Annotated in this window: 21 protein-coding genes; 11 read left to right on the top strand and 10 right to left on the bottom strand. The window is 62.4% G+C overall.

The features are described 5' to 3' along the window. Positions 1-44: 44 nt before the first annotated feature. Both RHM60_RS13885 and RHM60_RS13880 read right to left on the bottom strand, forming a co-directional pair. Positions 45-809, bottom strand: a complete 765-nt coding sequence (locus tag RHM60_RS13885; protein WP_322212071.1) for a TOBE domain-containing protein — start codon at positions 807-809, stop codon at positions 45-47. Between the two features lie 52 nt (positions 810-861). Next, positions 862-1599 (bottom strand): ComF family protein, encoded by a 738-nt coding sequence (locus tag RHM60_RS13880; protein ID WP_231423814.1) that lies wholly within the window; start codon positions 1597-1599, stop codon positions 862-864. Between the two features lie 92 nt (positions 1600-1691). Between RHM60_RS13880 and bioB the strand changes: the two genes are divergently transcribed. The 11 genes from bioB (at position 1692) to RHM60_RS13825 (ending at position 14585) form a co-directional block, all read left to right on the top strand. Then, entirely contained in the window at positions 1692-2747 is a 1056-nt protein-coding gene (gene bioB / locus RHM60_RS13875; protein ID WP_209985601.1) for a biotin synthase BioB, read from the top strand. A gap of 148 nt (positions 2748-2895) precedes the next feature. After that, entirely contained in the window at positions 2896-4065 is a 1170-nt protein-coding gene (gene bioF, locus RHM60_RS13870) for an 8-amino-7-oxononanoate synthase (protein WP_231423815.1), read from the top strand. Next, positions 4058-4789, top strand: coding sequence for an alpha/beta fold hydrolase (locus RHM60_RS13865; protein WP_322212070.1), 732 nt, complete (start codon positions 4058-4060; stop codon positions 4787-4789). Before bioF ends, RHM60_RS13865 begins: the two co-directional genes overlap by 8 nt. Next, positions 4782-5591 carry a malonyl-ACP O-methyltransferase BioC gene (gene bioC / locus RHM60_RS13860; RefSeq protein ID WP_209985592.1) on the top strand — a complete coding sequence of 270 codons (810 nt, stop codon included), beginning with the start codon at positions 4782-4784 and terminating at the stop codon, positions 5589-5591. The genes RHM60_RS13865 and bioC overlap by 8 nt, the downstream gene beginning before the upstream one ends. Further along, positions 5591-6271, top strand: a complete 681-nt coding sequence (gene bioD, locus RHM60_RS13855) for a dethiobiotin synthase (RefSeq protein WP_322212069.1) — start codon at positions 5591-5593, stop codon at positions 6269-6271. Before bioC ends, bioD begins: the two co-directional genes overlap by 1 nt. 105 nt (positions 6272-6376) lie before the next feature. After that, the gene (locus RHM60_RS13850) at positions 6377-6658 is read left to right on the top strand and encodes a hypothetical protein (protein ID WP_003232654.1); all 282 of its coding nucleotides are present in this window, start codon (positions 6377-6379) and stop codon (positions 6656-6658) included. Between the two features lie 320 nt (positions 6659-6978). Beyond that, a complete protein-coding gene (locus tag RHM60_RS13845) occupies positions 6979-8784 on the top strand; it encodes a phenylacyl-CoA dehydrogenase (RefSeq protein WP_209985584.1) in 1806 nt (601 codons plus the stop codon). Between the two features lie 235 nt (positions 8785-9019). After that, the gene (locus RHM60_RS13840) at positions 9020-10309 is read left to right on the top strand and encodes a sensor domain-containing diguanylate cyclase (protein ID WP_209985581.1); all 1290 of its coding nucleotides are present in this window, start codon (positions 9020-9022) and stop codon (positions 10307-10309) included. Positions 10310-10399: 90 nt separating this feature from the next. Then, complete coding sequence (locus RHM60_RS13835; RefSeq protein ID WP_322212068.1) at positions 10400-12169, top strand: acyl-CoA dehydrogenase C-terminal domain-containing protein; 1770 nt, start codon at positions 10400-10402, stop codon at positions 12167-12169. 143 nt (positions 12170-12312) lie between these two features. Then, a complete protein-coding gene (locus RHM60_RS13830) occupies positions 12313-14091 on the top strand; it encodes an acyl-CoA dehydrogenase C-terminal domain-containing protein (protein ID WP_231423820.1) in 1779 nt (592 codons plus the stop codon). Positions 14092-14426: 335 nt separating this feature from the next. After that, on the top strand, positions 14427-14585 hold the full coding sequence (locus tag RHM60_RS13825) for a YqaE/Pmp3 family membrane protein (RefSeq protein ID WP_003194776.1): 159 nt from the start codon (positions 14427-14429) through the stop codon (positions 14583-14585). A gap of 138 nt (positions 14586-14723) precedes the next feature. Here the strand turns inward: RHM60_RS13825 and pqqE are convergent, their stop codons facing one another. The 8 genes from pqqE to RHM60_RS13785 form a co-directional block, all read right to left on the bottom strand. After that, positions 14724-15854 carry a pyrroloquinoline quinone biosynthesis protein PqqE gene (gene pqqE, locus RHM60_RS13820; RefSeq protein ID WP_245229033.1) on the bottom strand — a complete coding sequence of 377 codons (1131 nt, stop codon included), beginning with the start codon at positions 15852-15854 and terminating at the stop codon, positions 14724-14726. After that, positions 15847-16122 (bottom strand): pyrroloquinoline quinone biosynthesis peptide chaperone PqqD, encoded by a 276-nt coding sequence (gene pqqD, locus RHM60_RS13815; RefSeq protein ID WP_322212067.1) that lies wholly within the window; start codon positions 16120-16122, stop codon positions 15847-15849. The genes pqqE and pqqD overlap by 8 nt, the downstream gene beginning before the upstream one ends. Further along, on the bottom strand, positions 16119-16871 hold the full coding sequence (pqqC, locus tag RHM60_RS13810; protein WP_209985565.1) for a pyrroloquinoline-quinone synthase PqqC: 753 nt from the start codon (positions 16869-16871) through the stop codon (positions 16119-16121). The genes pqqD and pqqC overlap by 4 nt, the downstream gene beginning before the upstream one ends. An 11-nt stretch (positions 16872-16882) precedes the next feature. Then, entirely contained in the window at positions 16883-17794 is a 912-nt protein-coding gene (gene pqqB, locus RHM60_RS13805) for a pyrroloquinoline quinone biosynthesis protein PqqB (RefSeq protein WP_231423592.1), read from the bottom strand. Positions 17795-17865: 71 nt separating this feature from the next. Continuing rightward, the gene (gene pqqA, locus RHM60_RS13800; protein ID WP_003194766.1) at positions 17866-17940 is read right to left on the bottom strand and encodes a pyrroloquinoline quinone precursor peptide PqqA; all 75 of its coding nucleotides are present in this window, start codon (positions 17938-17940) and stop codon (positions 17866-17868) included. 156 nt (positions 17941-18096) lie between these two features. Next, positions 18097-20436, bottom strand: coding sequence for a pyrroloquinoline quinone biosynthesis protein PqqF (pqqF, locus tag RHM60_RS13795; RefSeq protein WP_322212066.1), 2340 nt, complete (start codon positions 20434-20436; stop codon positions 18097-18099). 48 nt (positions 20437-20484) lie between these two features. Continuing rightward, entirely contained in the window at positions 20485-21279 is a 795-nt protein-coding gene (locus RHM60_RS13790) for a carbon-nitrogen hydrolase family protein (protein ID WP_231423594.1), read from the bottom strand. A 24-nt stretch (positions 21280-21303) separates the two neighbouring features. After that, positions 21304-23007: a flavin monoamine oxidase family protein gene (locus RHM60_RS13785; protein WP_322212065.1), complete on the bottom strand. Its 1704-nt coding sequence runs from the start codon at positions 23005-23007 to the stop codon at positions 21304-21306. Positions 23008-23076: the final 69 nt, after the last annotated feature.

Here is a 23076-nt window from a genome sequence, read left to right as displayed (position 1 = left end):
GAGCACGCGTGACGAAATTGTTGCAGGTTGAAGACGGTCAGCGCCTACGCGGGCGTGCCGAGCAGGACATTGCCGGGCGCGAACTGCACCTGGATCGGCTGGCCTGCGACGGCATCGAGTGCCTTGAGCGCGGCGGGCTGCGCCAGGGCGCACAACACCGGGCCATTGGGCAGGAGGATGCGCACTTCGCTGGGGCCGTCATCGGCGTCGAGAATCGTCTCGATTCTACCGCTCAGGCAATTGTGTCCAGGTGTTGCGGCGTGCTCCGTTGCCAGCAGTTCCAGCCAACCGGCCTTGATCAGGGCCACCACTTCCACGCCTGGCTCCAGCTCCAGCCGTTGTGTGCTGTCGTGGGTGATGCGCGCGTCCAGAGTGAGCCCGCCGGGCAGTTCCAGGCGAATCAAGTCGTTACGGCCCTGGGCCTGGATGGCGATGACCTGGCCGTGCAACTGATTGCGCGCGCTGGTGCGCAACATCAAGCGTCCCAGCAGGTTGAAGTCGCGGGCGGCCTCGTCCGAACCGAGCACCTCGGCCTGCAAGGCCTGCAAGCGCTGATAGAGGCGCAATACGCGATCGCCTTCAAGCGTCAGCCTGGCGCCGCCACCGCCCTTGCCGCCGACGCTGCGTTCCACCAACGGCTTTTGCGCAAGGTTATTGAGTTCATCAATTGCGTCCCAGGCGGCCTTGTAACTCAAACCGGCCGCTTTGGCGGCGCGGGTGATGGAGCCCTGCTCGGCAATATGCCCGAGCAGGGCAATGCGTTGCGGGCGGCGGATGATGTGCTGGCTGAGAGAGGTGGGCAGAGACATGGGCACACACTGCAGTGGGATGAGCGGACGTTGCCGCCGTGGCGCATGAGAGTCAAGCGCCGGGCTTGGGCGTGCGGGCCAGGCAGTACACGTCGACCCGGCGTGCGCCGGCGCCCATCAACAGCCGCGCCAGGCTGTGGGCGGTGGCGCCGGTGGTGAGGACGTCGTCCACCAGCGCCAGGTGACGGCCTTGCACCTGGGCGCCGGGGGCCAGGGTGAAGGCGCGCAGCAGATTGCGTTTGCGGGTTTTGCCGTCGAGGTCCTGCTGGGCCACGGTTTCGAAGGGCCGCAGCAGCAGGTGGGGGTCGCAGGGGATGTCGAGGTCGGTGCTGAGCCAGCGCGCCAGCATCAGCGCCTGGTTGTAGCCGCGCTCGCGCAAGCGCCTGGGCGCCATGGGCACCGGCAGCAGGCAGTCGGGGCGCGTGAGTTCGGTGGTGTCGAAGCGGTGTTGCAGATAGACCCCGAACAAGCGCCCCAGCATGTGCCCGAGGGGCCAGCGGGCCTGGTGCTTGAAGCGACTGATCAGGGTGTCGACGGGAAAGCTGAACGTCCAGGGCGCGATCACGTGTTTAAACGCCGGCGGTTGCGTGTGGCATTGGCCGCATATCAGGCCGTCCATCGGCAGGGGCAGGGCGCAGACTTCGCATGCATCCATCAGCCAGGGCAGCTCGGTTTCGCAGGCGTTGCACATACAATCGATGGATTGGGTCGCTTCATCGCAGATTAAACAGGTTTGGTTGTTTTTTAACCAGATGTAAACTTCGCGTTTGAGGTTAAGTTGACAGTGCATGAATCTTCCTTAAATATGCCGAGCATCCGTGTCGTGCCTGTGGGTATTGCCCTTCCCGCAGCGTCTGCCCAAGCATAATCAAGGAATCGCCCATGAGCGCTAGCCTCACTGCCACTCTTCGTCACGACTGGTCTTTGGCCGAAGTCAAAGCACTGTTCGTGCAGCCGTTCAATGACCTGTTGTTCCAGGCGCAGACCGTGCACCGCGCGCATTTCGACGCCAACCGCGTGCAGGTGTCGACCCTGCTGTCGATCAAAACCGGCGCCTGCCCGGAAGATTGCAAATATTGTCCGCAGTCGGGTCACTACAACACCGGCCTGGAAAAAGAAAAGCTGATGGAAGTGCAGAAGGTCCTCGAAGAGGCCGCCCGCGCCAAGGCGATCGGGTCGACCCGCTTCTGCATGGGCGCGGCGTGGAAACACCCGTCGGCCAAGGACATGCCTTACGTGCTGGAGATGGTCAAGGGCGTAAAGGCCATGGGTCTGGAAACCTGCATGACCCTCGGCCGTCTCGATCAGGACCAGACCGAAGCGCTGGCCCAGGCCGGCCTCGATTACTACAACCACAACCTGGATACGTCGCCGGAGTTCTACGGCAGCATCATCACCACCCGCACCTACGGCGAGCGCCTGCAAACCCTGGCCTACGTGCGCGATTCGGGGATGAAGATCTGTTCCGGCGGCATCCTCGGCATGGGCGAGTCCCTCGACGACCGCGCCAACCTGCTGATCCAGCTGGCCAACCTGCCGGAGCATCCGGAGTCGGTGCCGATCAACATGCTGGTGAAAGTGGCCGGCACACCGCTGGAAAACGCCGAGGACATCGACCCGTTCGATTTCATCCGCATGCTCGCCGTGGCCCGCATCCTGATGCCGCAGTCCCATGTGCGGCTGTCGGCCGGCCGTGAGGCGATGAACGAGCAGATGCAGGCGCTGGCGTTTTTTGCCGGGGCCAACTCGATTTTCTACGGCGACAAACTGCTGACCACCGCCAACCCGCAGGCGGACAAGGACATGCAGCTGTTCTCGCGCCTGGGGATTTTGCCGGAGGCCCGTGAAGAGCACGCCGATGAAGTGCACCAGGCGGCGATTGAGCAGGCGCTGGTGGAGCAGAAGAGCAGCGAGCAGTTCTATAACGCTGCTGTTTGATTGATTGAGATGAGAGACCAGTGTGCGAGGGGGCTTGCTCCCGATGAGGGCGTGTCAGTCGGTACATGCATTGACTGATACACCGCTATCGGGAGCAAGCCCCCTCCCACAGTTTTGGCCGAGTTGAATCTGATAAAACCGAGGCCTCATGTCCTTCGATCTCGCCGCGCGCCTTGCTGCCCGCCGTGCCGAACACCTCTATCGCCAGCGCCCGTTGCTGCAGAGCCCGCAAGGGCCGCAGGTAGTGGTCGACGGTCAGCCGTTGCTCGCCTTTTGCAACAACGACTACCTGGGCCTGGCCAATCACCCGCAGGTGATCGAAGCCTGGCGTGCCGGTGCGTCGCGCTGGGGCGTGGGCGGCGGCGCTTCGCACCTGGTGGTGGGCCATGCCACGCCGCACCATGAACTGGAAGAAGCGCTGGCCGACCTTACTGGTCGCCCACGTGCGCTGTTGTTCACCACCGGCTACATGGCCAACCTCGGCGCGGTCACGGCGTTGGTGGGGCAGGGCGATACGGTGCTTGAGGACCGTCTCAACCATGCCTCGCTGCTGGATGCCGGTCTGTTGTCCGGCGCGCGCTTCAATCGCTACCTGCACAACGATGCCCAGAGCCTGGCCAAGCGCCTGGAGAAAGCCACCGGCAATACGCTGGTGGTCACCGACGGCGTGTTCAGCATGGACGGCGACCTGGCCGACCTGCCCGCGCTGGCCCGTGCAACCCGCGCCAAAGGTGCCTGGTTGATGGTGGACGACGCCCATGGCTTTGGTCCGCTGGGCGCCAATGGGGGTGGCATCGTTGAGCATTTCGGCTTGAGCCAGGAGGACGTGCCGGTGCTGGTCGGCACGCTGGGCAAGGCGTTCGGCACCGCCGGCGCGTTTGTGGCGGGCAGTGAGGAACTGATCGAAAGCCTGATCCAGTTCGCCCGGCCGTATATCTACACCACCAGCCAACCGCCGGCGCTGGCCTGCGCCACGCTTAAAAGCCTTGAGCTGTTGCGCACCGAGCATTGGCGGCGTGAGCACCTCAACGGGCTGATCCGCCAGTTCCGCCGGGGGGCCGAGCAGATGGGCCTGGCGCTGATGGACAGTTTCACGCCGATCCAGCCGATCCTGATTAGCGACAGCGCCAAGGCCATGCGCCTGTCGCAGCGGCTGCGCGAGCGCGGCATCATGGTGACCGCCATTCGCCCGCCCACCGTGCCCGCCGGCAGCGCCCGGTTGCGCGTGACGTTGACGGCAGCCCACAGCGAGGCGCAGGTGCAACAGCTGCTTGACGCATTGGAAGCGTGTTTCTGCCTGGAGGCCGAGCATGCGTGACCGCCTGATTCTGCTGCCCGGCTGGGGCCTTGGCGTGTCGCCGCTGGAACCGCTGGCCGCCGCCCTGCGGGGCCTGAACGCCCATCTGCAGGTACAGGTCGAGCCGCTGCCGACGCTGGCGTCCAGCAACCTCGACGAATGGCTGGACGAACTCGATGCCACGCTGCCGGACAACGCCTGGCTGGGCGGCTGGTCGCTGGGCGGCATGCTCGCCTCGGAACTGGCGGCGCGGCGCGGTGAGCGCTGCTGCGGTGTGCTGACGCTGGCGAGCAACCCGTGTTTTGTCGCCCACGATGGCTGGCCTCACGGCATGCCCGCCGAGACCTTCGATGCGTTCCTCGCGGGCTGCCACGCCGATTCCCAGGTCACCCTCAAACGCTTTGGCCTGTTGTGTGCCAAGGGCTGCGCGGACCCTCGCGGGCTGTCGCGCTTGTTGGTCAGCGGCGCGCCGCATAGTGCCCCCGGTGTGCTGATGCCGGGCCTGGAGCTGCTCGCCCAAATGGACACCCGCGCCGCCTTGCAGGGATTTCGCGGGCCGCAGTTGCACCTGTTTGGCGGCCTTGACGAACTGGTGCCTGCCGAAGCTGCCGGCCAATTGCTGGCGTTGCTCCCCGATGTGGAAATCGGCCTGATTGAACAGGCCGGTCACGCTTTTCTTCTGGAGGACCCCCACGGTGTCGCGGGGGCCATCCAGGCTTTTTTGCACGAGTGCGTTGATGACTGATCTCTCCCATCCTGCCTTGCCGGGCGCCTTGCCGGACAAGCGCGAGGTCGCCGCCTCTTTTTCCCGCGCCGCTGCCAGCTACGACAGCGTGGCCGAGCTGCAGCGTGCCGTAGGGCATGCGCTGCTGGCTCGTGTGCCGTCTGCCTGCGCGCCACAACGCTGGCTGGACATGGGCTGCGGCACCGGCTATTTCAGCCGTGTGCTGGGCGAGCGCTGGCCTGCCAGTGAAGGCATCGCGCTGGACATTGCCCAAGGCATGCTCAACCACGCACGGCCGCTGGGTGGCGCCTCTCACTTCATCGCCGGTGATGCCGAACGCTTGCCGCTCAAGGCTGACAGTGTGCAGTTGCTCTTCTCCAGCCTTGCGGTGCAATGGTGTGGCAATTTCGAGGCGGTGCTCGGTGAGGCATCGCGCGTGCTGCAGCCGGGCGGGGTGCTGGCCTTTGCCAGCTTGTGCGTGGGCACGCTGGATGAGTTGCGCGAAAGCTGGCGCGCTGCCGATGGCATGGTTCATGTGAATCGCTTCCGCCCGTTCGAGGCCTATCAACGCTTGTGTGCGGCCAGTGGCTTGCGGGTGGTGAGCCTGGAGCGGCGCCCCCATGTGTTGCACTACCCGGATGTGCGCAGCCTGACCCACGAACTGAAGGCGCTGGGGGCACATAACCTGAACCCGGGCCGTCCGGGCGGCCTGACCGGCCGCGCGCGGATGGTTGCGCTGGTGGACGCTTATGAGCAGTTTCGTCAGGCCCAGGGCCTGCCGGCCACTTATCAAGTAGTGTACGCCGTACTGGAGAAACCTTGATGAGCGCTGCGTATTTCATCACCGGCACCGACACCGATGTCGGCAAGACCACCGTTGCCGCCGGCCTGCTGCATGCCGCGCGCCGGGCCGGTAAAAGCACCGCTGCGGGCAAGCCGGTGGCGTCGGGTTGTGAGGTCACGGACGAAGGCTTGCGCAATGCCGATGCCGTGGCGTTGCTGGCCGAATGTTCCGTGCCGCTGAGCTATGCCGAGGTCAACCCGGTGGCCTTCGAGCCGGCCATCGCGCCGCATCTGGCGGCGCGCGAGGCGGGTGTGGCATTGACGGTGCCGTCGTTGCTCGGGCCGATGCAGCAAATTCTTGCGCGACAGGCGGATTTTACCTTGATCGAAGGCGCGGGCGGCTGGCGCGTACCCCTGGCGGACCAGGAAAACCTCTCGGATCTGGCCGTGGCGCTCAAGCTGCCGGTGATTCTGGTGGTGGGCGTGCGTCTTGGCTGCATCAGCCATGCGCTGCTGACGGCCGAAGCAATTGCGCGGGACGGTTTGACGCTGGCGGGGTGGGTGGCCAATATCATCGACCCGGCGACCTCCCGTCTGGAAGAAAACCTCGCCACCCTGGCCGAGCGCCTGCCGGCGCCTTGCCTGGGGCGCGTGCCGAAACTCACGCACGCCGGGGCTGAAGCGGTCGCCGACTACCTGCATTTGCACCTGCTTGACTGATTTTCGCTATCAGCAGGCATTGTGCCATTAGTGTTTTTAGCGGGCCTTTTGCCAGATTGTCTGCTTCAATTCAGCTTCACGATTCTCTAAAGGCAGGCCTACGCCATGGAAATCTCTGGAAGCAGCGCGTTTTACTCGGGACTGAGCAGCATTCAGACCGGGCAAAGCCGTGTCGACCAGGCCGCCGGCAAGATCGCCAGCGCCGCCACCACTCAGCCTTCGGCCGCGCAAAGCGACCGTCTGCAAGCCAACGACCGTGCCCAGGCAACCAATTCGGCGAGCAACATGGTTGAAATGGCCCAGGGTAAATTTCAAGTGGAGCTGGGCGTCAAAGTCGCCAAGGCTTCGGATGAAATGCTGGGTAGCCTGATCGACACTTACGCCTAGTCATTGAACAGCTGAAAGGGGGGTTGCTCCCGATAGCGGTGGGTCAGTCACTGGATGTACGACTGATGTATTCGCCATCGGGAGCAAACCCCCTCTTACATTTGGCGCGGTTTTATCCTGATCATCTCTACACTCAATTTGACGCAGTGGCTTTGCGTGCGCTTCGTCGTGCCTGGCGCTTGGGTGCGTCAAGACAAACGGTGCCCGGACGACCCTTGACAACCCCAGGTCGTAAACGTATGTTTCAAACACCTGTTTGACCGCCCTGGCACTTCCGCGCGGTTTGTTCATCCCAGATTCATCAGCAGAGGTTTATCGCTATGCCTGACTACAAGGCCCCCTTGCGTGATATTCGCTTCGTTCGTGACGAACTGCTCGGCTATGAAGCGCACTATCAAAGCCTGCCGGCTTGCCAGGACGCTACGCCGGACATGGTGGACGCCATCCTCGAAGAAGGCGCCAAGTTCTGTGAGCAGGTGCTGGCCCCGCTGAACCGTGTGGGCGACATCGAAGGCTGCACCTGGAGTGAGTCAGGCGTTAAGACCCCGACCGGTTTCAAAGAAGCCTACAAGCAGTTCGTCGAAGGCGGCTGGCCGAGCCTGGCCCACGATGTGGAGCACGGTGGCCAGGGCCTGCCGGAATCCCTGGGCCTGGCGGTGAGCGAAATGGTTGGCGAGGCCAACTGGTCGTGGGGCATGTACCCGGGCCTGTCCCATGGTGCGATGAACACCATCTCCGAGCACGGTACCCCCGAACAGCAAGAGGCTTACCTGACCAAACTGGTGTCGGGCGAGTGGACTGGCACCATGTGCCTGACCGAACCGCATTGCGGCACCGACCTGGGCATGCTGCGCACCAAGGCCGAGCCTCAGGCCGACGGTTCGTACAAAGTCTCGGGCACCAAGATCTTTATCTCGGCCGGTGAACACGACATGGCCGACAACATCGTCCATATCGTACTGGCCCGCCTGCCGGACGCACCGGCCGGCACCAAAGGCATCTCGCTGTTTATCGTGCCCAAGTTCATTCCAGATGCAGACGGCGCCATTGGCGCGCGCAACGCAGTGAGCTGTGGCTCCCTGGAACACAAGATGGGCATTCACGGCAACGCCACCTGCGTGATGAACTTCGACGCGGCCACCGGTTACCTGATCGGCCCGCCGAACAAAGGCCTGAACTGCATGTTCACCTTTATGAACACCGCTCGCCTGGGCACCGCGCTGCAAGGCCTGGCCCACGCCGAAATCGGCTTCCAGGGTGGCTTGAAATACGCCCGTGATCGCCTGCAGATGCGCTCCCTCACCGGCCCGAAAGCGCCGGAAAAGGCTGCCGACCCGATCATCGTGCACCCCGACGTGCGCCGCATGCTTCTGACCATGAAAGCCTTCGCCGAAGGCAACCGCGCGATGGTGTACTTCACCGCCAAGCAGGTCGACATCGTTAAATACGGCACCGACGACGAAGCCAAAAAACAGGCTGATGGCCTGCTGGCGTTCATGACGCCGATCGCCAAGGCGTTCATGACCGAAGTCGGTTTTGAATCGGCCAACCACGGCGTGCAGATCTACGGCGGCCACGGCTTTATCGCCGAGTGGGGCATGGAGCAGAACGTGCGCGACAGCCGCATTTCGATGCTGTACGAAGGCACCACCGGTATCCAGGCGCTGGACCTGCTCGGCCGTAAAGTGCTGATGACCCAGGGCGAAGCGCTCAAGGGCTTTACCAAAATCGTGCACAAGTTCTGCCAGGCCAACGAAGGTGTTGAGGCGGTGCAAGAGTTCGTGACGCCGCTGGCGGCGCTGAACAAGGAGTGGGGCGAGTTGACCATGAAGGTCGGCATGGCCGCGATGAAAGACCGTGAAGAAGTCGGCGCCGCTTCGGTGGACTACCTGATGTACTCCGGTTACGCGTGCCTGGCCTACTTCTGGGCCGACATGGCGCGAGTGGCGGCTGAGAAACTGGCGGCCGGTACCAGCGACGAGGCGTTCTACACCGCCAAATTGCAGACCGCGCGCTTCTACTTCCAGCGCATCCTGCCGCGTACCCGTACCCACGTGGCTACCATGCTGTCGGGCGCCAACAACCTGATGGACATGAAAGAAGAGCACTTCGGCCTGGCTTACTAAGCCTTCGAAGTTTTCTGAAACCGCCGCCCTCAGGGGCGGCGGTTTTTTTGTGGGAGGAAACAAGTCCCTCCCCCATTCGGTTGATGTTGAATACAGAAAAAACGGAGTCACGTTCAGGGATTGCAACCTTCTGCCGTTAAAGTGATGGCAATTTGATGCATGCACCGCGGAATGTGATTAACTGTCGCCGCCGTGTCTCGATGCCATCCTCCATTTGCGGGTCGGAGCTCAACCCTTGTCACGCGTGTCCGCAGTGCGCTTCAGTCACTTTCTGCCCTCATTGCTGCTGTTGCTGGCGGGGCTTTCGGCTGCGTACCTGAAGGACCTCAATGTGTTCTTCACCTCGCTGTTCAACGTGCTGCCGACCCTGGTGCTGCTGCTGGGCGGCGCGTACTGCGCGGTCTATCGCCGCCAGCGCGAACTGTTCCTGATGATCACCGTGTACATCGTGTATTTCCTGCTCGACACCCAGACCGACTTCTACCGCGACAACGGCCGCGTGCGCGCAGACGCGGCGGTGGTGTTTCATCTGTGTTGCCTGCTGCTGCCGTTGCTGTTCAGCATTTACGCGCTGTGGCAGGAAAAGACCCACCTGTTTCGCGATTTCATCGCACGCTGCGCAGTGTTGCTGGCGCTGGGCAGCGTGGCGCTGGCCCTTGAACAACGTTATCCCCAGGGGCTGCTGGACTGGCTGGCGGAGATTCGCTGGCCAATGCTGCATGGCACCTGGATGAGCCTGATCCAGCTGGCGTACCCGATGTTCCTGGTGGGTTTCGTCACCCTGGCCGCCCAGTACTGGTATCAGCCGCGCCCCTTGCATGCAGCGCAACTGGTGGGGTTGCTGGGGCTGTTCTGGATGCTGCCGCAAACGTTCATTCTGCCGTTTACCCTGAACATCATGTGCAGTCAGGTGATGCTGATGATCGCTGCCGGCGTCGCGCATGAGGCCTATCAGATGGCGTTTCGCGATGAACTGACCGGCCTGCCGGGGCGCCGCGCGCTGAACGAGCGCATGCAGCGCCTGGGGCGCAACTATGTGCTGGCAATGACCGACGTCGATCACTTCAAGCGCTTCAACGACACCCACGGCCACGATGTGGGCGACCAGGTGCTGCGCCTGGTGGCGAGCAAGCTGTCGAAGGTCAACGGCGGCGGGCGAGCCTATCGCTACGGCGGTGAAGAGTTCGCCGTGGTGTTTGCCGGCAAGACCCTGGACGAGTGCTTGCCGCACCTGGAGGAAATTCGCGAGATCGTCGCCCATTACGACATCAAGCTGCGCAACCCGGATCGGCCCAACGACGATCAACAGGGCCGCCAGCGCCGTGCGGACAGCGGTGCGTCGAGTGTGTCGGTGACCGTCAGCATCGGCGTGGCCGAGCGTCAGGCCGAGCAACGCACGCCCGAAGAAGTGCTCAAATCCGCCGACCAGGCGCTGTACGCGGCCAAGGGCGCCGGGCGTAACTGCGTGGTGGCGGCCGGGCAGAACCGGCGCGGCGCGGTACGCATGGAGCGCGCTGCGGGTTGAGTAATGGCGCTGTATTCAGCGGCGCTACAGTGATTGTTCGCGGCAGCGGCCGGCAGTAGGTTGAAACCATCTGCTGCCGGAGAAACTGTCATGCCTGAATACAAAGCTCCCCTGCGCGACATGCGCTTTCTGATCGACAACGTGTTCGACTTCCACAGCCATTACGCCGCCCTGGGCGCGACCGACGCCAGCCCGGACATGGTCAGCGCGATCCTCGAAGAAGGCGCGAAATTCTGCGAAAACGTACTCGCACCGCTCAACCGCAGCGGCGATGAGGAAGGCTGCCACTTTGACAACGGGGTGGTCACCACGCCCAAGGGGTTCAAGGACGCCTTCGCCCAGTATGTGGAAGGCGGCTGGCATGGCGTGGCGGCGGACCCGGCCTACGGTGGCCAGGGCTTGCCGCAGTCACTGGGTCTGGTGCTGAGCGAGATGATCGGTTCCAGCAACACGTCCTGGGGCATGTACCCCGGCCTCACCCACGGTGCGATGTCGGCGATCCACGCCCACGGCACCGAAGAACAGAAAGCCACGTTCCTGAGCAAACTCACCGCCGGCGAATGGACCGGCACCATGTGCCTCACCGAGGCCCATTGCGGCACCGACCTGGGCCTGATCAAGACCCGCGCCGTGCCCCAGGCGGATGACAGCTATGCGGTCACCGGCAGCAAAATTTTCATCTCCGCCGGCGAGCACGACCTGAGCGCCAATATCATCCACCTGGTGCTGGCCAAGTTGCCGGATGCGCCGGCGGGCACCAAAGGGATTTCGCTGTTTATCGTGCCCAAGTTTCACGTCGATTCGGGCGAGCGCAATGCGGTGCAGTGCGGCTCCATCGAACACAAGATGGGCATCAAGGCGTCCGCCACTTGTGTGCTGAATTTCGATGGCGCCAAAGGGTTTTTGATCGGCGAGGCGAACAAGGGCCTCAACTGCATGTTCACCATGATGAACCACGCGCGCCTGGGCACCGGGATGCAGGGCCTGTGCAATGGCGAGACGAGCTTCCAGGGGGCGGTGAAATACGCCAATGACCGCCTGCAAATGCGCTCGCTGACCGGCGCCAAAGCGCCCGAGAAAGCCGCCGACCCGATCATCGTGCATGCCGATGTGCGGCGTATGTTGCTGACCATGAAAGCCTTTAACGAAGGCAATCGCGCGCTGACTTATTTCACTGCGCAGTTGATCGACACGGCGCACCTGAGCAGCGATGCCACGGCGCGCCAGGAAGCCGACGACCTGCTGGCGTTCCTCACGCCGATCTGCAAGGCTTTCATGACCGACACCGGGCTTGAGGTGACCAACCACGGCATGCAGGTGTTTGGCGGGCACGGTTATATCCGTGAATGGGGCATGGAGCAGTTGGCGCGCGATGCGCGGATTGCGCCGATTTATGAGGGCACCAATGGCATCCAGGCCCTCGACCTGCTGGGGCGCAAGGTGCTCGGCAGCCAGGGCAGGTTGCTGCGCGGGTTTACTAAAATTGTGCATAAGTTCTGCGGGGCGAACGCCGAGCATCCGCAGCTCAAGGCGCAGGTGGCGCAGCTCAATCAGTTGAATCAGGAGTGGGGCGAGCTGACGACCAGGGTGGGGATGGCGGCGATGAAGAATCCGGACGAAGTGGGCGCGGCGGCGGTGGATTACCTGATGTACAGCGGCTACATCATCCTCGCGTACCTGTGGCTGCGCATGGCGATTGCGGCGCAGGCGCTGGATGACGCGGAGTTTGCCCAGGCCAAGCTGGCGACGTGCGACTTTTACTTCAAGCGGCTGTTACCGCGTACGGGCATGCACCGGGCGGCGGTGGAGGCAGGCAGTGACTGCCTGATGAGTTTGCCGGCAAATGCGTTTGCGCTGTAACGGTGTGGGAAGGGGCTTGGCGTGACTCTGAAATACTTGGCAGTCACGAACTGACGCTATGTGTCTGAAAAGTTTTTCGGTTACACTTGGGGCCTGTAAAACCGATCCCATTGAATCACTTTTACGTTCTCACGAGGTTTGCCATGGCTGATTACAAAGCGCCGCTGCGTGATATGCGCTTCGTCCTCAACGAAGTGTTTGAGGTCGCCACCACCTGGGCCCAATTGCCGGCACTGGCAGACAGCGTCGACGCCGAAACCGTCGAGGCGATCCTCGAGGAAGCCGGCAAAGTTACCGCCAAGTCCATCGCTCCGATCAGCCGTGGCGGCGATGAACAAGGTTGTCGCTGGGACGACACCGCCGTGTTCACTCCGGACGGTTATCCACAAGCCTACAAAACCTACGCCGAAGGCGGCTGGGTGGGTGTCGGCGGCGATCCTGCCTTTGGCGGCATGGGCATGCCCAAAGCGGTATCGGCCCAGGTCGAAGAAATGATCAACTCGGCCAGCCTGGCGTTTGGCCTGTACCCGATGCTGACCTCCGGCGCCTGCGTGTCGATCGCCACCCACGCCACCGAAGCGCTCAAGGCCACTTATCTGCCGAAGATGTATTCCGGTGAGTGGGCAGGTTCCATGTGCCTGACCGAAGCCCATGCCGGCACCGACCTGGGGATTATTCGCACCAAGGCCGAGCCGCAGGCGGATGGTTCGTACACCATCAGCGGCACCAAGATCTTCATCACCGGTGGCGAACACGACCTCACCGAAAACATCATCCACCTGGTGCTGGCCAAGCTGCCAGACGCGCCAGCCGGGCCAAAGGGCATCTCGCTGTTTCTGGTGCCCAAGTTCATGGTCAATGCCGACGGCAGCCTGGGCGCGCGTAATCTGGTGAGCTGCGGCTCCATCGAACACAAGATGGGGATTCAGGCGTCCGCCACCTGCGTGATGAATTTCGACGGGGCTGTGGGGTTTCTGGTGGGCGAGCCTAACCGTGGCCTGGCGGCAATGTTCACCATGATGAACTACGAGCGTCTGGGCGTGGGCATCCAGGGCCTGGCCTCCGGTGAGCGCTCTTACCAGAACGCGATTGAATACGCGCGCGACCGACTGCAAAGCCGCTCGCCAACCGGCGCCCAGGCCAAAGACAAAGTGGCCGACCCGATCATCGTGCACCCCGACGTGCGTCGCATGCTGCTGACCATGAAAGCGTCGAACGAAGGCGGTCGCGCATTCTCCACCTACGTGGCGACGCAGTTGGACATCGCCAAGTTCAGCGAAGACGCTGCCGCGCGTGAGCGGGCGGACAATCTCGTAGCATTGCTGACCCCAGTGGCCAAGGCGTTCCTCAGCGATCTGGGCCTTGAGACTACTGTGCTGGGCCAGCAGGTGTTTGGCGGCCATGGCTATATTCGCGAGTGGGGCCAGGAGCAACTGGTGCGTGATGTACGCATCACCCAGATCTACGAAGGCACCAACGGCATCCAGGCGCTGGACCTGGTGGGGCGCAAGATCGTCGGCAGCGGTGGCGCGTTCTACACGCTGTTTGCCGATGAAGTGCGCGAGTTCATCGCCTCCGCTGGCGCCGAACTGGGCGAATTCACCCGGCCGCTCGGTAAGGCTGTGGATAACCTTGATGAGCTGACCGCCTGGGTGCTGGATCGCGCCAGAGCCAACCCGAATGAAATCGGTGCGGCATCGGTGGAGTATCTGCACGCCTTTGGCTATATGGCCTACGCCTATATGTGGGCGCGCATGGCCAAGGCGGCGTGGGGCAAACAGGCTGAGGAAGACTTCTATGCGAGCAAGCTGGGCACTGCGCGCTTCTACTTTGCGCGCCTGCTGCCGCGTATTCATTCGCTGAGTGCGTCGGTCAAAGCCGGTAGCGAATCATTGTTTTTGCTGGATGAGGCCCTATTTTAAGGCTTTAAAGGGCGTGTAAGCATTCTCTTACATGACGTGCTGCTATTCGTCCTCTATCGCCAAATTGGATCCATCGATAATCTACTTCACATGGACGTCGCGCAGGAAGCGCAAAGCAACAACACGGACACGTAGGATTCTGCCAGGATGGCGGAGTGAAATGGATGTCAGGGAAACAGTCTGCAAAGCCCCGCTTCGGCGGGGTTTTCTTTCGCCTGCGAAAAAGTCAGGTCGGGCCTGACGATGGCGCAATGCCAGAAACCACTGAACCCTCGCCGACGCCCAAGGTCGATTAGCTACAGGGCTCGCACGAGCCGATTTTCTGGAGCTGACCCATGGATATCATTCGCATCATCATCGCCATTCTACTGCCGCCACTGGGTGTGTTCCTGCAAGTAGGTTTCGGCGGCGCGTTCTGGCTGAACATCCTGTTGACCCTGTGCGGTTACTTCCCCGGCATCATCCATGCGGTGTACATCATCGCCAAGCGTTAAGGCCTGTCTGTTGCGCTGAAGGTCAAATGCAGGAGGGGCTTGCTCCTGATGGCAGTGGAGCAGTCACTGATAGGTTGACTGAGCCACCGCCATCGGGAGCAAGCCCCCTCTCACCTTTTCAGACCTCATGGTGTTCCTTCAGCCTTTTGCGATCAGCCGTGAATTGCGCTCATTGCGAAACGCCAGTTGTTCGATGGTCTGAGTGGCGTGCTCGGCTTCTTCCCTTGCCTGCAGGATGATGCCGTGGTGCTCGGACTTGCTGCACACCGGGTCGGCATTGCTGGCATCCCCCGTCAGCATGAACGCCTGGCAGCGGCAGCCGCCGAAGTCCTTTTCCTTTTCATCGCATGAACGGCACGGCTCGGGCATCCAGTCATAGCCGCGAAAACGATTGAAGCCGAACGAGTCATACCAGATGTGCTGCATGCTGTGGTCGCGCACATTGGGGAATTGCACCGGCATTTGCCTCGCGCCATGGCAGGGCAGGGCAGTGCCGTCCGGTGTGACGGTCAGGAAGATGCTGCCCCAGCCGTTCATGCAGGCTTTGGGGCGCTCCTCGTAATAATCCGGCGTCACAAAGATCAGCTTGCAGGGATGGCCCTCGGCTTCGAGCCTGGCGCGGTATTCATTGGTGATACGCTCGGCGCGCACCAGTTGCTCCCGGGTCGGCAGCAGTCCCACCCGATTGAGCTGCGCCCAGCCATAGAACTGGCAGGTGGCGAGCTCAACGAAGTCCGCCTCCAGCGCAATGCACAGCTCGATGATACGGTCGATCTTGTCGATGTTGTGCCGATGGGTGACGAAGTTCAGCACCATCGGATAGCCGTGGGCCTTTACGGCGCGGGCCATTTCCAGCTTTTGCGCAAAGGCTTTTTTCGAGCCGGCCAACAGGTTGTTCACCTGCTCGTCGCTGGCCTGGAAGCTGATCTGGATATGGTCCAGGCCGGCTTTCTTGAAGTCGCTGATCTTCTGTTCGGTGAGGCCGATGCCGGAGGTGATCAGGTTGGTGTAGAACCCAAGCTTGCGCGCCTCGCTGATCAGTTCGGCGAGGTCCTGGCGCACCAGCGGTTCACCGCCGGAAAAGCCCAACTGCGCGGCACCCATCTCGCGTGCCTCGCGAAATACCTTTATCCACTGCTCGGTAGTCAGTTCCTTGCCCTGCTCGGCAAAATCCAATGGGTTGGAGCAGTACGGGCACTGCAACGGGCAGCGGTAGGTCAGCTCGGCGAGCAGCCATAGGGGCAGGCCGACAGGCGGTTTTTCAGGCAAGTTCGATCCAGTGCTCAGCACGGGCGACCTCCATGAATTGCTCGATGTCTTCACCGAGTTCAGGCACGCCGGGAAATTGCTGGTCCAGTTCGGCGATGATGGCTGTCACATCACGCTCGCCATCAATCAAGCCGCCAATCAGCGCGGCGCTTTCGTTGAGCTTGATCATGCCTTCCGGGTACAGCAGCACATGGCCTTTTTGCGCAGGCTCGTACTGGTAGCGATAGCCCTGGCGCCACACGGGTTTTTTGCTGCGGTCAAAACTCATAGGGTGATCCCTTTATGCCAGACCCGCTGCGCGGTCACGCTGTGATACGGCGGGCGTTTGAGTTCGTAGGCCATGCTCATGGCGTCGAGCATGCTCCACAGAATGTCCAGTTTGAACTGCAGGATTTCCAGCATGCGTTCCTGGCCTGCACGGGTGGTGTAGTGCTGCAGCGTGATCGCCAGACCGTGCTCCACATCGCGGCGCGCCTGGCCCAGGCGGGTACGGAAATACTCATAGCCGGCCGGGTCGATCCACGGGTAATGCTGGGGCCAACTGTCGAGGCGCGACTGGTGGATCTGCGGCGCGAACAGCTCGGTCAGCGAGCTGCTGGCGGCTTCCTGCCAACTGGCGCGACGAGCGAAGTTGACGTAGGCGTCCACCGCGAAGCGCACGCCGGGCAGCACCAGTTCCTGGGAGCGCAACTGGTCGGGGTCCAGGCCAACGGCTTGACCCAGGCGCAGCCAGGCTTCGATGCCGCCGTCTTCACCCGGCGCACCGTCGTGGTCGAGCAGGCGCTGGATCCACTCGCGGCGGATTTCGCGGTCGGGGCAGTTGGCCAGGATTGCGGCGTCTTTCAGGGGAATGTTCACCTGATAGTAGAAGCGGTTGGCGACCCAGCCCTGAATTTGCTCGCGGCTGGCGCGACCTTCGTACATCGCCACGTGGTAAGGGTGATGGATATGGTAGAAGTCACCCTTGGCGCGCAGGGCTGCTTCGAATTCGGCGGTGGTCAGGGCTGTGTCAGTCATTTCGATAGCTCCTACAATTCAATGCTCATGCCGTCGTAAGCCACTTCGACATTGCGCCGCACCAGTTCCGCGCGCTCGGGGGAGTCCTCATCGAGGATCGGATTGGTGTTGTTGATGTGGATCAGCACCTTGCGCTGCTCGGGCAATTGTTCCAGCACTTCCAGCATGCCGCCGGGTCCGTTCTGCGCCAGGTGGCCCATCTCGCGACCGGTGCGCGTGCCGACGCCGCGGCGCTGCATCTCATCGTCGTCCCACATCGTGCCGTCCACCAGCAGGCAGTCGCTGCCGGCCATGATCTGCAGCAACGGCGCGTCGACCTTGCCCAGGCCTGGGGCGTAGAACAGCTTGCCGCCAGTGCGCAGGTCTTCGACGATCAGGCCGATGTTGTCGCCCGGATGCGGGTCGAAGCGATGTGGCGAATAGGGCGGTGCGGCGCTACGCAGCGGCAGTGGGGTAAAGCGCAGATTGGGGCAGGCCGGGATGGTGAAACTGGCGTCCAGTTCGATGCGGTTCCAGGCCAGGCCGCCGTTCCAGTGGGTAAGCATGGTGAACAGCGGGAAACCGGTGCTCAGGTCTTCATGGACCATGTCGGTGCACCACACCTGGTGCGGGCAACCTTCGCGCAGGCTCAGCAGGCCGGTGGTGTGGTCGATCTGGCTGTCCATCAGGATGATTGCGCTGATGCCGGTATCCCGCAGGGCGCGGCCGGGTTGCATCGGCGCAAAGCCTTGCAACTGCGCGCGAATATCCGGTGAGGCGTTGCACAGTACCCAATTCACACCGTCGTCGGAGATTGCAATGGATGACTGAGTACGCGCGTGGGCGCGCAGGCTGCCGTCGCGAAAACCTGCGCAGTTCACGCAGTTGCAGTTCCACTGCGGAAAACCACCGCCAGCGGCGGAACCTAGAATCTGGACAAACATGGCCGCTCCATCAAGCAAAGCTCAAAACAAAAACGCCCCGGGCGAACCGAGGCGTTGTATTACCCAGCGGATTAACGGCTGGCGAAGTACATGGTGACTTCGAAACCAATGCGCAGATCAGTGTAAGCAGGTTTGGACCAGGTCATGTTCTTACTCCTACGTAGGGATGGGATGTGTAATACATATAGTCCATCTCCTGTCGGAGATGTTCAGATGTGTGCGTGTGAATGTTACGCAATTCTTTTCAAGTTAGCGCTGTCTTGATGGAAAAAGCCTTTTGCAAAGGCAGCAATGATCGCTGTTCAGTTGATCATACGTGGGCCATTGGCCACATAGCGCCAGCCGCCCGCTGCAGTTTGCAACTGCCGGGCGGCGTGCAGCAAGTCGCCCCGGGTGCACGCCAGAATGCGTTGTTGCAGTTGCTGCAAGTAATCCGACGGGTGGCCTGCCAGATGCGCGTGCCAGAGCAGTTCGGCAGCTTGCGCAACGGGCAGCGCCTCGCGGGCAAACTGTTCGGCCAAGGGCCGGTTGCCCAACTCGTCGCTGCGCTCGATCAAGGCCGGCAGCTGCTGCAGGAAGCTGTGCAGGTGCTCGACGATGTCTTCCAATGACGCCGTGGGCGATTGCACACCCAACAGCAGTCCGGTTTGTCCGTTGATCTGTCGGACGCCGCTGAAGATCGCGTAGCCCAATTGCAGCTCGACGCGCAGGCGTTGGTAGAAGGGGGCTTGCAGCAGATGACCGAGCAGGCGCCAGGCCGCTTCATCGGCCAGAGATCCGCTCGGTGTGGGGCAGAACAGCAGCAGGGCGGCTTCGCTCGTGTCGGTTTTTACTGCGTGCCAAACGTGTTGGCCGGCAAGATCTGCAACGTCGTGACCAATAATCGCGGGTTGTCCAGGCAAGCGCGCGGCGGCCGCTTTGATCGCGGTCTCGCACGTGGCTGTCAGCCCTATGCCCAAGCCTTGCCAGCGGGCGTCGGACCAGGACGCTGGCGTCTCATCAGCGCCGGTCGCGTTGGCACAGCAGTCAGGCAGTGCCTTGAGCAGTGCCCGAATGGCGATCATCGGCACCGGCGCGGGAGCTGGCGCTTGCGGCTGTTTCAGCGCATGGGCCAAGGCTTCGAGCACCGCAGGCATTGGCTGTTGAAGACCGATCATCCTCACACGCCAGTCATTGCCCATAGCCTCGAAGGATAATTCGACACCGGCCTGACCGGCATTTTCGCGCAATGCCTGCAGCGTACTGTCCAGTTCGGGGGCGGGCGCGTTGAAGCGCCACTGCAGATACAGCGCGCCTTCATCACTGTCATCGGCCAGCGCATGGCTGAACGTCAGCGCCGATGCGTCCTTGCGGCCCCGTGAACGGTCCTGGGCAAAGGTGCGTAACCCGCGATGGGCGCTGGTCTGGCCGCGAATCAGGCCTGCGCGCTCTTCCTTGACAGGGGGGCGCAGGAAGGGATTGTTGGGAGCAGGCTGCCACCCGTGTTGGGACACGGGCAGGTGCAATGAGTCGAGCATGGCCTTGAGTGCTGCGACCGCAGGTTCCGACAGTGCTTCGCTGTGATTGCGGGCCAGCGCCAGTGCGCCCTGGGTCTGCTGCTGACGAGCGGCCAGCAGGGCGAACTCTTCGCGCAGGGAGGTCCAGTCACTGTGGGCAAAAAAGCTCAGCCAGTCGTACAGCAGTGTCTCGATCTGCGCTGTTTCTTGAGTCTCGACGGTGAAGTCGATAACCAGCAGCGCCTGCCCCGCAAAGTCGTACGGCACTGAGGCGTGCAGCGAGGTGGCCAGTTGCTGCGTTTTCAGTTCAGCCAGCAGCCCGCCCGGTGCCGAAGCGTTGAGCCAGGTACACAGAAATTCCAGGGCTTCGCGAGGGGCTTCGCAGCAAATGACCTGATGCAAGTGATTGCCGTCCAGGTGTTGATAGCTCTGCGCCTGGCCGGGCATCAAAGGCGGCGGCAAGGTTTGCGGGTGCAGGGGGCCTGAAGCCAGGGAGTCACTGAAGCGTTGCGCCAACGCCTCCAGTTCTGCCAACGGCTGTGGGCCTGTAAGGCTCAAGGTCATCTGCCCGCTTTGATAAAAGTGCTCATGGAAGGCTCGCAAGGCCTGTTGAAACGCCTGGCTTTCCACCGGCAGGCTGTCGCGATTGCCTGCGTGAAAACCCCGCAACGGATGATCGGCCGCCAGGCCCTGCAAAAGCGCCACTTGCTGTTGCGCCGCTGCATCCTGGGACCAGGCGATAAACTCTGCGTGCAGCACTTCCCGTTCGCGCAGTTGGTCTTCGCTTGTCAGCCGAGGGTGGGTCAGCATGTCTGCCAGCCGTTCCAACCCATCGGCAAAGGTCGAGACCGGTAGCTCAAAGAAGAAGTCGGTGGCGCGCTCGCGGGTGCTGGCATTGACCTGACCACCATGACGCTGCACGTAGGCCATCAGCCCATCGCTTGCAGGAAAACGCTCTGTCCCCAGGAACAACAAATGCTCAAGAAAATGCGCCAGCCCAGGCCAGGCCAACGGCACATCATGGCTACCGGCAGCCACGCGCAAGGCTGCAGCGCAACGCTTCAAACGCGGCGCATGGCGCAACGAGACGCGCAGGCCGTTGGCCAAGGTCAGGTGGATGGGATGAGATTGGGCCGGCGCAGGCATGGGCACTTCCGAAGCGAGGGAAGTGCCTATGCTAACAAACCCGCTGGATCAGGGCTTGTGCAGCGCGCCGTACAGTTCCGGGCGGCGGTCTTGCAGATAGTGGTTGGCGGTGCGGGCAGCGAGGATCGATTGGCGATCCAGCGCCGCGACGATCAAGGCTTCGTCCAATCCCGCCTGGGCGACGCGCTGACCGTCCGGCGCGGCGATGCTGCTTTGCCCGCAATACTGGATCTCGCCTTCATGCCCGCAATAATTGGCGTAGGCCACGTAGCACTGGTTCTCGAAGGCGCGCGCCCGCACGGTGACGTCAGCCACAAAGTCGAACGGCACCATGTTGGCCGTGGGCACCAGGATCAGCTCGGCACCGGCCAGGGCCAGGCGTCGGGTGTTCTCCGGGAACTCCAGGTCATAGCAAATCAGCAGCCCCAGCTTCCAGCCGTTGAGTTCCACCAGCGGAAAATCATCGCCGCCGGCGCTGAACATCGAACGGTCGAGGTCGCCGAACAGGTGTGTCTTGCGGTAATTGCACAGGCGTTGACCTTGCGCGTCGATCAACTGCACGGCGTTATAGACCTGGCCATCTTCGGCGCGCTCCGGATAGCCGTACACAATCGCCAAGCCGGCGTTTCGCGCAATCTCGGCGATGGCCAGGGCAGAATTCCCGTCCTGCGCCTCGGCCAAGGCACCTGCCGCTTCGAGGCCAATGTTGTAGCCGCTGAGAAACATCTCCGGCAGCACCAGCACATCGGCGCCGGCCGCCTCTTGCGCCACCTGGTGCAGGCGCTTGAGGTTGCCGGCCACGTCCAGCGGCAGCGGCGGGCATTGATACAGGGCGACACGCATGACGCAGCTCCTTGAGTCGGGCAGTTATTCAGGCAGGGCAATCGGCCCGATTTCATCGAACACGTCACCCGGCCCCGGGTTCTCGGGGTGAGTGCTGCCACCAAAGTGATTCATGATGCCCCACACCGCGTTGAGGGAAGTTTGCACCGCGCCTTCGACCCACGCAGGCGTCCAGGACACATCGTCGCCGGCAATGAAAATCCCACGCTGCTCGGCGGGCATGTCCTTCTGCATGAAGTGCGCGTACATCCGCTGGTTGTAGCGATAGTGGCCGGGCAATGCGCCCTTGAAGGCGCCGAGGAAATGCGGGTCGGCTTCCCAGGACACGGTGATCGGATCGCCGATGATGCGCGCCTTGATGTCGACTTTCGGGTAAATCTTGTTCAGGGCGTCCAGCGCCAGTTTCACCCGTTTATCGATGGGCTGCGGCAGCATTTTCAGCGCGTCGCTCATCCACGAGTACGACAGGCAGATGACGCCCGGCTTGTCGTCGCCATTGTCGAACAGGTAAGTGCCACGGGTCAGGCGGTCGGTGAGGGTCATGCTCATCAGGTCGCGGCCGGTTTCGGGGTCCTTGTCCTTCCAGAACGGGCGGTCGACCATCACGAAGGTTTTCGACGACTGCATATAGCGCGTGCGGTCCAAAGCCATCCACATCTTTTGCGAGAACAGGGTTTCGTCGCATTCGATCTGTGTGGTCAGCAGCCAGCTCTGGCAGGTGGTGAGCACCGCAGCGTATTCGCGGGTGTCGCCGTAATTGTCGGTGACCGCGAAACGGCCACCCGCCGCATGGGCAATGCGCTTGACCCCGGCCCGTGGCGCGCCGCAGTGCAATGAGCTGAGGCTGGTGCCGGCCGGCCAGTGGGCGCAACGCTCCGGCACATGGCGCCAGATGCCCATGGGCACCTGCGCCACGCCGCCGACCACCAGGTGCTGGTGATCGTCGCAGTTGGTCATCACCACGCGAAAGATCTCCAGCATCGAGTTGGGGAAGTCCGAGTCCCAGCCGCCGGTGCCGAAACCCACCTGGCCAAACACTTCGCGATGGTGGAACGACAACTTGGCGAACGCCTTCGAGGTGGCCACGAAGTCGTAGAAAGTGCGGTCGTCCCACAGAGGCACCAGCTTGTTCCACAGCGCTTTCAGACGCGGCACATCGCGGTCGCGGATAGCCTGCTGGATATCGCCGAACTGCGAACCGGCCTCCAGCGCATCGGCCCAGGCGTCGGCCACTTCCTGGAACAGCGCCGGCAAGTCCGAGAGTTTCTGCGCGTAGTGAGTCTCGCCTTCCAGATCAATCACCGTGCTGCCGGAGGCCGGCGTCAGCGGGTTGGGAAACGGTTTGGTTTCCAGCCCCAGCTTGTCCACATAGTGATAGAACGCCGTGGACGACACCGGAAACCGCATGCCGCCCAGCTCTGCAATGATGCCCTCGGCGCCTTCGAACGCCTGGGAGCGCAAACGGCCGCCCATTTTCGAGGCTTCGTACACCACCGGCTTCAGACCCAGCTTCATCAGCTCATAGGCCGCGACCAGCCCGGCAATCCCCGCGCCGACAATCGCCACCTCGGCGCCGTGATTGGCAGCAGGAATGCTGCCCAGGCCCGCCGGGTGCTCAATCCAGTCATCAAAGGCAAACGGAAAATCCGGGCCGAAGATAGTGATCGGTTTTTTACCGTCGGCAGGGTGGCGAATGGTCTTGCTGAGGGTGCTGGACGGAATGCTCATGGCTGACCTTGTTGACGACTCGACGGGAAGCGACCCGCTGAGTATAGGAAAAGATGGCAGCCAGTTTAG

The sequence above is a fragment of the Pseudomonas sp. MH9.3 genome, from assembly GCF_034354675.1.
In the GTDB taxonomy this organism is placed as follows: Bacteria; Pseudomonadota; Gammaproteobacteria; order Pseudomonadales; family Pseudomonadaceae; genus Aquipseudomonas.
Note: the sequence above shows the minus strand (reverse complement) of the source record. Positions and strands in the feature narration are given on the sequence as shown.